This window comes from Sphingobacterium multivorum, assembly GCF_900457465.1.
GTDB classification, from domain to species: Bacteria; Bacteroidota; Bacteroidia; order Sphingobacteriales; family Sphingobacteriaceae; genus Sphingobacterium; species Sphingobacterium multivorum.
The window spans coordinates 531,455-543,955 of sequence record NZ_UAUU01000009.1 but is presented as its reverse complement, the minus strand read 5'-3'; the positions used below and the strand labels follow the sequence as shown (position 1 = coordinate 543,955).

Sequence of the window (12,501 nt, the reverse complement as noted above, 5' to 3'; positions counted from 1 at the left end):
TATTTGCCCGATTTCATACAGCCCAATGCCCTGTTGCTTTTGCTGTTATTTTGATCCGTTTACTTATAGGGTAAGTCGGTAGACCCGCTATGATCGGATTGAATTCGGTGATCTATTGCCCCAAAAAGCAAGTTAGTTTGCTTTTGTTAAATAGTCTATCAAAGTTATAGTTTTTTTTGATTAAAAAGTCAGAATTAAAAGATCAAAAATGAAAAGGGCATGTATTGAAAAGAAGTGTCCAATTGAAATATTACATCTTCCTGTGTAATACTCAGGACTACTTTGTATTTTTGTGAAAAATATATATCCATGAGATTGATGGCCTTTGATTACGGTACAAAACGAATAGGGGTTGCGGTGACCGATCCAATGCAAATTATTGCTACAGCATTGACGACGGTACACCCGCAGGATATCTGGACATACTTAGCCGATTATTTACAGACAGAACAGGTGGAAACTTTTGTTGTAGGCAAGCCACGGCAACTGGATGGGACCGACTCTGAATCCGCACAGCATGTTGTCGGGTTTATTCGAAAACTGAAAAAGACTTATCCCACAATTGCTGTCGCTGAAATAGACGAGCGTTTTACTTCTAAAATGGCTTCTGCAGCGATCGCACAAAGTGGCAAAAAAAAGAAGGATCGTCAACAAAAAGGGCTGATTGACACGGTGTCTGCAACGATTATTTTGCAAAGCTACATGGATAGCCGTAATTTTTAGATACACAGCGACTAATACGTCAAAATAAGAATGAATAAAAAATAGAAGGATGAAGAGCATATTATTTTTTACCGAGGATACGGATTTCAAATTAAAAGAAAAGGGAAAGATTCGTCAATGGATTGCTGATGCCATCAAAGGCGAAGGATTTAAGCGTGTGGGCGAATTGAGCTTTATCCTTTGCTCGGATGCTTACTTGCTTGAAATCAATAAGCAATATTTAAATCACGACACCTATACTGATATCGTTACTTTTGATTCTTCCGAATATGAGGACACCATCGCCGGCGATATTTTTATCAGTGTGGAACGTATTCAGGAGAATGCCGAAAAATTTAAGGTTGATGTGCGAGACGAGCTTCATCGGGTGATCATTCATGGTGTAATGCATCTGTGCGGTTATCCGGATAAAAAGCCGGCAGATAAAGCCAAGATGACCGCCAAGGAGGATGAGTATCTCGGTAAAAGAAACTTTTAATATACTCCTTCGTGCATTCATTAGGACCCACAGTTCGGTGAACCGACTGAAGATTCTATTTTACTCGAGAGAAGGAAGCAATACATAAAAAAAGCGCTTTACAATTTGTAAAACGCTTTTTTTATGTTGTTTCTAACGACTAGAATCTTTCAAATTGAGAGAAGAAGAAGTTTCCTTCAATAGCAGCATTCTCATCTGAATCCGATCCATGTATAGCGTTTGCATCAATAGATTTAGCATATTTGTTACGGATTGTACCTTCAGCTGCATCAGCAGGATTAGTCGCGCCGATCAATGTGCGGAAATCCTCAACAGCATTATCTTTTTCCAGGATTGCAGCAACGATAGGACCTGAAGTCATAAAGTTTACCAACTCACCATAGAAAGGACGCTCTTTGTGTACTGCATAGAATGCACCTGCTGTCTCTTGAGAAAGTTGGATGTATTTCATTGCAATGATTTTAAAACCACCAGCAATGATATCGTTCAAGATTGCACCGATGTGACCGTTCGCTACTGCGTCAGGTTTGATCATCGTAAAAGTTCTGTTAGTTGCCATTATTTTAATTTTTTTGCAAAATTAGATAAATTGCTTTTCATATGCAATATCATTACGCCTCAATATAGACACAATTATTGATAAGCCGACTAGCTGATGTCACCCTTATCGCTAAATTATTGGTTTTTGTTCCCGGATTTGTGCCTCTACTGAAATAGATGTTTCCTTTTGTTCCCAGCCCAATGTTTTTCTCTGTATGTAACAAAACTTTGTATCTGGCCGTTTATAGAAAAGTAAAAAAACAATTGATCTAAGTTCAATACGAATATGTAACTTTGTGTTATTATGGCATTAAATCTAACAGTAGACATCGATAAAGATTCAGGCTTTTGCTTTGGAGTGGTATACGCTATTGATATGGCAGAGGAAATTTTGGAGGAAGAGGGTTATCTTTATTGTTTGGGAGATATCGTTCATAATGACGAAGAAGTTGCCCGATTGAAAGCAAAAGGCTTACGCATTATCGATCATGCCGCCCTGCCGACCTTGAGCAATGAAAAGGTATTGATCCGTGCTCATGGTGAAGCCCCCGAGACTTATCGTGTTGCTTTGGAAAATAACATTACCTTGATAGATGCCTCTTGTCCTGTAGTGCTCAAACTACAGAACCGTATAAAAACGTCGTTCGATCAAGAGGAGAAAATTTTAATCTTTGGGAAGCACGGGCATGCTGAAGTGATCGGCTTGCAGGGGCAGACAAATAATGAAGCCTTAGTTTTTCAGGATATTTCCGAATTGGATCAAGTCGAATTGCCCGTCTCATTTACCTTATACAGCCAGACAACAAAAAGCGTGGATAAATTTTATGCCATCAAAGACGAACTGATCAGGCGAGGGTATGAAGTGAAAGCTAATGATACCATTTGTCGACAAGTTTCCAATCGATACGAAGATCTTGGCGCTTTCGCCAGACAATATGATAAGATCGTTTTTGTCTCAGGTAAGAAATCCTCCAATGGAAAGGTGCTGTTTGAAGTTTGTCAGAATGCCAATCCCGCTAGTTATTTTATTTCTGATCCTGCTGAATTAGATGCATCAGTCTTTGCTGAAAATGACCGTATTGGTATCTGTGGTGCCACTTCAACGCCAATGTGGTTAATGAAAGATGTAAAAGCAAGTTTAGAAGCATTATAAGCACAATTACCCGTCACAGATATTTCATAATTCCGCGGTTTAGATCCGGAGTGCATTCTTTTTTGCGTAGCTTTGTAAGCTATGAGCAATAAAGGCAAAAAAGGTATTCTTTTAGTACAATTGGGTACACCTGATAGTCCCACTACTCCAGATGTAAAGAGATATTTAACGGAGTTCCTAATGGATCCGCGAGTTATTGATATTCCTTATTTTCAACGCACCTTATTGGTCAAGGGAATCATTGCACGTACACGTGCGCCCAAATCGGCAAAAGTATACGAAACGATTTGGGATAAAGAAACGGGATCACCTTTGATGCACTACAGTATTTTGCAACGCAATCTGCTTCAAGAAGCGTTGGGTGAAGAATACCATGTGGAATTAGCGATGCGTTACCAAAACCCATCGATTGAGGCTGCATTGAAAAATATGGAGGGTCTATTTTTGGAGTCCATTCGTGTCATTCCTTTATTTCCACAGTACGCTTCAGCAACATCGGGTTCGGTCATCGATCGTGTCATGGAGCTTATTCGCAAATGGAATTATCTGCCAGAAATCAGTTTCGTAAGCAATTTCTGTACGGACGACTTAATGGCAGAAACTTATGCGGATCATGCCCGTAGGCACGATTTGGAAAGTTTTGACCATTTTGTCTTTAGTTATCACGGCCTTCCTGTGCGGCAGCTTGGAAAAGTAGATCCGACAGGTCAGCTTAAATGCCCCGAATCAGGCTGTGATTCTTGTAAAATGACAGTCAATTCATATTGCTATCTTTCGCAATGTTATGCGACAACACGGACGATAGCTGCCAAGCTCGGGTTGAAAAAAGAACAATATTCGCTCTGCTTTCAATCCCGTTTGGGTAAAGAACCCTGGATACAGCCCTATACCTCCGATTTACTGCATGATCTTGCCGCTAAGGGTTATAAGAAGTTATTAATTTTTAGTCCTGCTTTTGTGGCGGATTGTATCGAGACCATTGATGAAATTGGCGTGGAATATGCTAATGAATTTAAACATTTAGGGGGGGAGGAAGTGTGTTTGGTAGAGAGTCTTAATGATGATCCCAAATGGATCGAATCTTTAAAACAATTGGCGCTTAATGCCTAAAACTAAAATCGATAAAAGATGTTGTTAGTAAACGCGTGTGTATTACTCATATTGGATTTTTATATTTTCTTTGCGCTCCGTGCAACGAAGATTAAATTTCCCAAAACAAAAGTATTTTCCATTCTCTGGTGGTCTTATTCTGTTTTACTGCTATTGGGCGTTTTTATCTCAGCACAATATAGTATTCCTTTAATCGTACGGTCGGTTATTTTAGTCGCCTTTTTTCTGACAGCGGCGTCAAAGATATTTTTCTTTTTGATTTTGTTGATTGATGATATCCGACGTGGGGGGGTATGGTTGAAGCGTCTGTTCGCAAAAAAGAGATCTGTTGAGGATTTAGTCGACGATGCCGGAGACCCTTTACCAGAGAATCCAGTGAAAGGGATTAGCCGATCCGAATTTTTGACCAAAGCTGGTATTCTAGTTGGTGCCTCACCCTTGATACCCTTGAGCTGGGGAATTATTTCAGGAGCCTACGACTATCGTGTAAGGAGAGTCCCCTTGTATTTGCCAAATTTGCCCAAAGCATTCCATGGAATGACCATTGCGCAGATTTCAGATGTGCACTCAGGATCTTTCTATAATAAAAAGGCTGTCAGCGGTGGTATTGATATGCTTTTAAAGGAAAAAGCGGATGTGACATTTTTTACCGGTGATATCGTGAATGCCCAAGCTTCTGAAATGCGTGGTTATCAAGATATTTTTGCGCGTGTGAAATCTGATTTAGGTGTGTTTTCTACATTAGGTAACCACGATTATGGTGACTATTATTATGGTAAAGAAGATTCTCCTGCAAAGCGTAAGAACCTCCAGGATGTTATCGATGTGCATAAAATCATGGGCTGGGATCTTTTAATGGATGAAAATCGTAAGATTAAGGTCGACGGTGAAGAGCTTTGTATTGTCGGGGTCCAGAATTGGGGGACAGGTCGTTTTCCGAAACATGGTGATATCAAAAAAGCATTAATGGGTACCGAAGAGCAACCTGTTAAGTTGCTGTTATCGCACGATCCGTCGCATTGGCGGGCTCAGGTATTGGATACCGACGTGGATGTGATGTTTGCCGGACATACACATGGTATGCAATTTGGTGTAAGGTCCGAGATGTTGCAATGGAGTCCGGTACAATATATCTATAAGGAATGGGCAGGGCTTTATCGTGCGCAACAGAACAAACGATTATATGTTAATGTCGGCTATGGCTTTTTGGGTTATCCAGGACGTGTTGGAATTCTGCCTGAAATTACCATATTCGAATTGCTAAAAGCGCAGGACCCAAAGTTTAAAGCCTAAAAAATCCCCTTTGACTTTTGAGTTAATATAGCTATAATTGTGTATTCTGTACACCAGTTATACATAACATGCAATCAACTTTAAACTTTGGGGACTCTCCCCACACACGTGTTAATATTCTTACCGGGGAAAAAGTACTTGTGTCTCCGCATCGTAGTAAAAGACCATGGCAAGGGCAAGTAGAAGATCTTCCCGGGGATAATAGACCGGAATATGATCCCCAATGCTATTTGTGTCCGACAAATAAACGAGCAGATGGTGATATCAATCCAGATTATAAAGAAAGTTTTGTCTTTGTGAACGATTTCTCAGCTTTATTAAAAGATACAAGCCAGCAGGAATTTAATGAAGATGAATTATTTATCGCCGAAACCGAAAAAGGAATCTGTAAAGTAATTGCATTCACCCCGCGGCACGATCTTACACTACCCGAAATGGATCAGGCTGCAATCAAATCGGTGGTCGATCTTTGGCAAAAAGAGTTTGTCGAACTTTCGAAGGTTGACTGGATCAAATACATTCAGATTTTCGAAAATAAAGGTGCGATTATGGGCTGTAGTAATCCGCATCCCCACGGGCAGATCTGGTCACAAAATCATTTGCCTGTAGAAATCCAGAAAGAATGCGTTCAGCAACAGCACTATTTCAATAAATATCAACGTACCATCCTGTCAGATTATGTTAAAGCGGAGTTGAGAAAAGAAGAGCGCATTATTGACGAAAATGATTCTTTTGTTTCGCTAGTCCCTTTCTGGGCCGCCTGGCCTTACGAAACGATGATTGTGAGCAAACGATCTATCCAAAACATTGCCGGCTTTGACGAGAAGGAAAAGTCGGATTTTGCCGCTATCCTCAAGTTGCTGACGACGCGTTATGACAATCTCTTCAAAACATCCTTCCCCTATTCTGCAGGAATGCATCAGTCCCCAGTAAATGACGGTGACCACCCGGAATGGCACTGGCATATGCACTTCTATCCACCACTGTTACGTTCTGCTACCGTTAAAAAGTTTATGGTTGGTTATGAAATGCTAGCGAATCCACAACGTGATATCACACCGGAGGTTGCCGCAGAACAGTTGCGAAATTGTTCGACAGTACATTATAAAGCTAAATAAGATGATAACAAAAGATACAATTGTAAATAAATTTAAAGAACTCTACCAAGAAGAACCTCTTGTCGTTACTTCACCCGGCCGGATTAATATCATTGGAGAACATACGGATTATAACGATGGATTTGTGTTGCCTGCTGCAATTGACAAAGCAATATATGTTGCTGTAAGCAAGCGATCGGATGATAACATTGTGCTTTACGCGGAAGACTACAAGGAACGTCATGAGGTCAAGCTAGCGGCTATTGCTATTTCTGAGAAACATTGGCCAAACTATATTTTGGGTGTTGTTGACCAGTACTTGAAACGTGGGGCAACACTAGGTGGCTTCAACCTGTATATTGATGGTGATGTGCCACTGGGTGCTGGATTATCGTCTTCAGCAGCCGTTGAATGTGCCGTTACCTTAGCACTCAGCGAACTGTTCGATTTGCAGGTCGAACGACTCGATATTCCACAGATTGCTCAAAAGGCCGAACATACGTATGCTGGTGTGATGTGTGGTATCATGGATCAGTTTGCTTCAGCCTTTGGTAAAGAAAAAAATGTCATCAAACTGGATTGCCGCACCTTGGGTTTCGCGTATGTTCCACTTGATCTTAAGGGTTATGAAGTTGTATTATTGAATACAAACGTAAAGCATTCATTAGCTTCCACAGCTTACAATACACGTCGTGAACAATGTGAACAAGCTTCTGCATGGGTGCAGGAGAAGTACCCCGCTGTAAAGAACTTGCGCGATGTAACCATAGCGATGCTTGATGAATTGGTGAAAGATAAAGATGCCGATATCTATGCGAAAGCAAGCTTTGTGGTTCGTGAGAATGAACGCGTAGAGAAATCCTGTGATGCACTACGCTCGGGAGATGTTGTTCAGCTTGGACAGTATATTTTTCAGAGCCATGAGGGATTAAGTAAAGTGTATGAAGTCAGTTGTCCGGAACTGGATTATCTAGTGGATTACGTCAAGCAGTTTCCTGAGGTGATCGGTGCCCGAATGATGGGTGGCGGTTTCGGTGGATGTACAATCAATATCGTAAAAGAAGGCGTACTACCTTCAATTTTGCCAACACTTGAAAAAGAATACAAAGAGAAATTTGATAAAGAACTTTCGGTCATTCAGGTCAGGATTGCCGATGGTACCCGCGTACTTTAATAAAAAATAGGTGTGCAGTAAGGGGAATAACATTCACGTGCTATTCCCCTTCTTTTTTTGCCTTTTTTGATAAGGACTTACCACATAAGTCCTAGTCAAGCTGATCCAATGCCTGTTTTAAGTCGGCGATGAGATCATCGGCATGTTCGATACCAACAGAGATACGCAACATCCCTAGCGTGATTCCCGAAGCTTCTTTCTGTTCCTTCGTATGGTGACCTCCCCACATACTCGCAGGGTGTACAATAAGCGATTCGACACCCCCCAAACTGGCCGCGTTAATAAATATGTGCAGTCCATTGATGAGTTTCTGTGCATTTAAAAATGCATCCTCTTCATCTTTACCATTGATATCGATGCAAATCATACCCGAAAATCCACTCATTTGTTGGGCTGCGAGCTCATGTTGTGGATGATTGGGTAATCCAGGATAACTGACTTTATTGATTTTTGGATGTTGATCCAGAAACTCGGCTAGTTTTAGCGCATTTGTATTGATCTGTTTGACGCGTAGACTTAATGTTTTTAACCCCCGTAATAATAACCAGGAATCAAGCGGTGCGAGTGATGCGCCCAAAGCGACGGATCGTTTCCATACGCTGGCGATATAGTCCTGCGTACCGCAGACGATACCAGCAGTGAGGTCACTATGTCCACCTAAGTATTTCGTGGCACTGTGGACAACGACGTCTATTCCAAAATCTGTCGGTGTTTGATTGATAGGGGAGGCGAATGTATTATCGACCATGCTCTGAATCCCATGTTGTTTAGCGAGTTCCCCGATCGCTTTTAGGTCTGTGATATGGAGATTAGGGTTCGATGGAGTCTCTATATAAATCAGCTTGGTATTTGCCTGAATAGCTTCGCCAAACGCTGAAACGTCGGTCTGGTCTACGGCGGTAACCGTGATGCCGTAATCTGTTAAGAACTCTTTAAAGAAAATAGCTGTTCCGGAATAATGTGCATGTTGGGCGATAATGTGATCCCCTGATTTAACGATGGCCAATATGGCCGTGCTGATCGCTGCCATACCTGTTGCAAAGACCAGTGCATCCTCCGTTTTTTCCAATTTTGCTAGGATGGAGGCTACTTGGCTATTCGTCGGGTTGCCATGACGATGGTAAAAATAAGGGTGTTTCGGTTCGGTAGCAGCTTTGATGTATTCCGTTGGATCAGGATCTGCAATGTAGGTGGATGTCTGATAGATTGGCGTAGTTACTGCAGATGTCTGGTTGAATTGCTGTCCTTCATGGACGAGTATCGTTTCGGTATTGGTAGTCATACTAATAATGTTGATTGATGCTTGTATTGCCTTAAGAGTCTATAATTCGATCTTGTCGAATCTTTGATCGTAAGGAACCCTTCGCTCGTTTGAAAGCATTGTTGGTGCTAATAGCGCGAAGACGGTTTATCTTGTATCTCAAATATAAATAAAATCTACTCAATATGTAGATTTTATTTATATCGGGTGCATCAATATGGCTTACAACATTAATACGTCTTACAACATTTCTTTCAGCAGGCTCAACGCATACCCAATGGTATTCACATTGTTTAACGCTAAACGAAGCTGGCCTTTGACTTCTTTGAGGTTGCTGATCTCGGGATGGCTTTGTACAAAGGACAGCACACGGCCGAATTGATCTGATTCAAAGTAGCTGGATTTGGGGTTATTGACAAAATAACCTTTCAATGTATGCTTTTTATACGCTATTTTTTCAAACCCGATCGTCTTCCCAAACCACTGTAAACGGAGTGTATTGAATAATTCAAAGACTTCGCGTGGGATAGGGCCAAAGCGATCTTCAAGTTCTTTTTCAAAGGCTGCCAATTGCTGCTCGTTTTCCAATTTGGAGAGTTCAGTATACAGATTATACCGTTCTGTAATATTGGTTACATATTCATCAGGGATCAATACCTCAAGGTCAGTGTCAATCTGCGTAAAGGACACATATTTTCGTTCTTTCTCATCCGCGAATACTGCCGAAAACTCGTCCTCTTTTAGTTCCTGAATAGCTTCGTCTAAGATTTTATGATACATTTCGAAACCGATCTCGGCAATAAAGCCCGATTGCTCGCCTCCCAAGAGATTTCCCGAGCCACGTATATCTAAATCGCGCATGGCAACATTAAATCCAGAGCCCAGTTCCGAAAACTCTTCTATTGCAGAAAGTCGTTTATAGGCTTCCGGTGTTAAGGTCGACAATGGCGGACTCAGTAGATAACAAAAAGCTTTCTTATTGGAGCGGCCCACCCGACCCCGCATTTGGTGCAGGTCGCTCAGGCCAAACATATGGGCGTGATTGATAATGATCGTATTCGCATTTGGGATATCAAGACCCGCTTCAATAATCGTTGTTGCAATTAAGACATCAAAATCGTGATTGATAAACTTAAGCATCACATCCTCGAGCTCATCACCCTCCAGTTGGCCGTGTGCAACACCGACCCGTGCTCCAGGAACCAGCTTGCGGATCAAATTGCCCAGCTGCGGTAGATCTGCAACACGATTGTGGATAAAGAATACCTGCCCGCCACGATCAAGTTCGTAACTGACGGCCTCTCCGATTAGTGTTTCATTGAAAACGTGGAGTTCGGTCTGTACGGGCTGCCGGTTGGGTGGTGGAGTCGAGATGATACTCAGATCGCGGGCCCCCATCAATGAAAAGTGCAATGTTCTTGGAATTGGCGTTGCTGTCAATGTTAGCGAGTCTACATTCGCACGCATGACTTTCAATTTTTCCTTGACCGAGACCCCAAACTTTTGTTCCTCATCGATAATCATCAGGCCGAGATCTTTGAATTTGACATCTTTGCTAACAAGGCGGTGTGTACCAATGATAATGTCTATTTTTCCTTCAGCGAGCCTGGCTAAGGTATCTTTGATCTGTTTGCTCGTCTTGAAACGGTTGATATAGTCGATCGTGCACGGAAGACCCTTTAGACGCTCCGAAAATGTCCGGTAATGCTGTAATGCCAGGATAGTCGTCGGTACCAGGACAGCAACTTGTTTACTGTCTGCTACAGCTTTGAAGGCTGCACGGATGGCAACCTCCGTTTTTCCGAAGCCTACATCCCCACAGATCAATCGGTCCATCGGATGTGGCGATTCCATATCTTTTTTCACATCGGCAGTAGCCTTTTCCTGATCGGGTGTATCTTCATAAATAAAGGAGGCCTCCAGCTCATTCTGTAGGTAGCTATCCGGTGAGAACGCATTTCCATGCTGTGCCTTTCGTTTGGCATAAAGCATGATCAAGTCGCGCGCAATATCCTTGACTTTTTTCTTGGTCGTCTTCTTGAGTTTGTCCCAGGCGTCGGTACCCAATTTATTCATTTTGGGAACAGTTCCCTCCTTACCGGAATATTTGGAAATACGGTTTAAAGAGTTGATGTTCACATACAAAAGATCATTGTCCGCATAGATCAAGCGGATCATTTCCTGAGACTTACCGTTGACATCTACTTTCTCCAAACCTCCGTAGCGGCCGACACCATGGTCAATGTGTGTAATGAAATCGCCCGGTTTAAGATCTCGTAGATCTTTGAGCGTAATTGCCTGTGAGCGCTCGTAAGCCTTCTTACGTTTATATTTATAATAACGGTCAAATATCTGGTGATCCGTGTAACAGGCTAACTTTAAACTGTCGTCTCTAAAACCTTCGCGTAACGCTTTATGAATCGGAATGAAGGTGGCTGATTTATCGAGATCTTCCAGAATCGTATAGATGCGTTCGACCTGTTTGGTCGAATCTGAAAAGATCAGATTCTGAATTCGCTGGCTCTCATTCTCTTTGAAATTATGGATTAAGAGATTAAAATCTTTATTGAATGAAGGTTGGGGATGTATATCGAACTTGAACGTGGCTTCAGCTTTATAAAAGAACTGTTTGCCGAATTCGATGATGGGAAACTCAAAAAATAACGCATTGAGGTTTTTCTCGTCTGTAAATTCATAGGCTGGATTATGCCATTCCGGATTATCCTTTTTCTGCTTATCGGTTAACCCCGCCCATAATTTTTCCGCTTTCTTTAACCCATCTTTCACAATATCTAACGTAAATTGAGCGTCTTTGATCCAGATTGTAGCGTCCTGATCTACATATTCCAATAAAGAAATGTGTTGGGATGTCAGGAACTTCGCTTGAACATTTGGTACAATGGTTACTTTGTGGATTTTTTTGACAGACAGCTGCGATTCAATGTCAAATGTACGTATGCTTTCGATGTCGTCGCCAAAGAATTCAATACGGTATGGGAGGTCATTCGAAAAAGAAAAGATATCTACAATGCCACCGCGTATCGCAAATTGTCCTGGTTCATACACAAAGTCGACACGTTCGAAATCATATTCGATCAAAAATTCGTTGATGAAATCAATACTTAGCGCCGTGTTTTCTGTTATTTCTAAGGTGTTTTTATCCAGGTCGTTGCGGTTGATCACTTTCTCCGCGATAGCCTCTGGATAAGTAACAACCATTTTCGGTAATTCCGACGTATGATTGAGCGAACTTAATGTCTCCGCACGTTGCAATACATTGGCGGAGTCCGTTTGCGTAAAATCAAATGTTTTGCGATAAGACGAAGGGAAAAAAAGAACCTGCTTATCCAACAGGCTTTCCAGGTCACTTAAAAAATAAGAAGCGTCTTCATGAGTCGGTAAGATAAAGACCATTGGACGTTCCTGTAAGTTGTAAGAAGATACGGCTATGAATGCATCCGAAGAACCAATAAGCCCTTTCAACTGAATCTTGGGGTTTTTGGATTGTAAAGCCTTGGTAAGCGACTGAACAGTTTCGCTTTGGCTGTATTTTTCTAATATTTCTTGAATTCCCACGAGCAAAAATTTCGAATAAGTGCGAATTTAACGAAATAGTATCAAGTATCGGGTATGAAGTACTAAATTTTTTGGTAAAAAAATAGCTGACTTGCT

Annotated in this window: 10 protein-coding genes; 7 read left to right on the top strand and 3 right to left on the bottom strand. The window is 41.6% G+C overall.

Annotated elements, in window-relative coordinates; all coding sequences use genetic code 11:
- Positions 1–309 precede the first annotated feature (309 nt).
- Positions 310–723, top strand: a complete 414-nt coding sequence (ruvX, locus tag DTA23_RS13865; RefSeq protein ID WP_070561409.1) for a Holliday junction resolvase RuvX — start codon at positions 310–312, stop codon at positions 721–723.
- A 49-nt stretch (positions 724–772) separates the two neighbouring features.
- Positions 773–1,201, top strand: a complete 429-nt coding sequence (gene ybeY / locus DTA23_RS13860; RefSeq protein ID WP_070561407.1) for an rRNA maturation RNase YbeY — start codon at positions 773–775, stop codon at positions 1,199–1,201.
- Positions 1,202–1,340: 139 nt separating this feature from the next.
- On the opposite strand, the gene DTA23_RS13855 is transcribed toward ybeY, so the two are convergent.
- Positions 1,341–1,760 (bottom strand): nucleoside-diphosphate kinase, encoded by a 420-nt coding sequence (locus DTA23_RS13855; protein WP_046672716.1) that lies wholly within the window; start codon positions 1,758–1,760, stop codon positions 1,341–1,343.
- A 285-nt stretch (positions 1,761–2,045) separates the two neighbouring features.
- On the opposite strand from DTA23_RS13855, the gene DTA23_RS13850 reads away from it, so the two are divergent.
- The 5 genes from DTA23_RS13850 to galK all read left to right on the top strand — a co-directional run bounded on the left by DTA23_RS13850 (position 2,046) and on the right by galK (position 7,568).
- A complete protein-coding gene (locus tag DTA23_RS13850) occupies positions 2,046–2,894 on the top strand; it encodes a 4-hydroxy-3-methylbut-2-enyl diphosphate reductase (protein ID WP_112375075.1) in 849 nt (282 codons plus the stop codon).
- An 81-nt stretch (positions 2,895–2,975) separates the two neighbouring features.
- The gene (gene hemH, locus DTA23_RS13845; protein WP_112375074.1) at positions 2,976–4,004 is read left to right on the top strand and encodes a ferrochelatase; all 1,029 of its coding nucleotides are present in this window, start codon (positions 2,976–2,978) and stop codon (positions 4,002–4,004) included.
- Positions 4,005–4,022: 18 nt separating this feature from the next.
- Positions 4,023–5,297 (top strand): metallophosphoesterase, encoded by a 1,275-nt coding sequence (locus tag DTA23_RS13840; protein WP_070561399.1) that lies wholly within the window; start codon positions 4,023–4,025, stop codon positions 5,295–5,297.
- 68 nt (positions 5,298–5,365) lie between these two features.
- Positions 5,366–6,415 (top strand): UDP-glucose--hexose-1-phosphate uridylyltransferase, encoded by a 1,050-nt coding sequence (locus DTA23_RS13835; protein WP_112375073.1) that lies wholly within the window; start codon positions 5,366–5,368, stop codon positions 6,413–6,415.
- A gap of 1 nt (position 6,416) precedes the next feature.
- Positions 6,417–7,568, top strand: coding sequence for a galactokinase (gene galK, locus DTA23_RS13830; protein ID WP_112375072.1), 1,152 nt, complete (start codon positions 6,417–6,419; stop codon positions 7,566–7,568).
- Positions 7,569–7,659: 91 nt separating this feature from the next.
- Here the strand turns inward: galK and DTA23_RS13825 are convergent, their stop codons facing one another.
- Both DTA23_RS13825 and mfd read right to left on the bottom strand, forming a co-directional pair.
- Positions 7,660–8,850 carry a trans-sulfuration enzyme family protein gene (locus DTA23_RS13825; RefSeq protein WP_112375071.1) on the bottom strand — a complete coding sequence of 397 codons (1,191 nt, stop codon included), beginning with the start codon at positions 8,848–8,850 and terminating at the stop codon, positions 7,660–7,662.
- Positions 8,851–9,069: 219 nt separating this feature from the next.
- A complete protein-coding gene (gene mfd, locus DTA23_RS13820) occupies positions 9,070–12,405 on the bottom strand; it encodes a transcription-repair coupling factor (protein WP_112375070.1) in 3,336 nt (1,111 codons plus the stop codon).
- Between the last annotated feature and the right edge of the window lie 96 nt (positions 12,406–12,501).

Coding starts and splice junctions, on each gene's coding strand:
- DTA23_RS13835 (WP_112375073.1), top strand. CDS start 5,366: ATGCAATCAACTTTAAACTTTGGGGACTCTCCCCACACACGTGTTAAT.
- DTA23_RS13840 (WP_070561399.1), top strand. CDS start 4,023: ATGTTGTTAGTAAACGCGTGTGTATTACTCATATTGGATTTTTATATT.
- DTA23_RS13825 (WP_112375071.1), bottom strand. CDS start 8,850: ATGACTACCAATACCGAAACGATACTCGTCCATGAAGGACAGCAATTC.
- ruvX (WP_070561409.1), top strand. CDS start 310: ATGAGATTGATGGCCTTTGATTACGGTACAAAACGAATAGGGGTTGCG.
- DTA23_RS13850 (WP_112375075.1), top strand. CDS start 2,046: ATGGCATTAAATCTAACAGTAGACATCGATAAAGATTCAGGCTTTTGC.
- ybeY (WP_070561407.1), top strand. CDS start 773: ATGAAGAGCATATTATTTTTTACCGAGGATACGGATTTCAAATTAAAA.
- DTA23_RS13855 (WP_046672716.1), bottom strand. CDS start 1,760: ATGGCAACTAACAGAACTTTTACGATGATCAAACCTGACGCAGTAGCG.
- hemH (WP_112375074.1), top strand. CDS start 2,976: ATGAGCAATAAAGGCAAAAAAGGTATTCTTTTAGTACAATTGGGTACA.
- galK (WP_112375072.1), top strand. CDS start 6,417: ATGATAACAAAAGATACAATTGTAAATAAATTTAAAGAACTCTACCAA.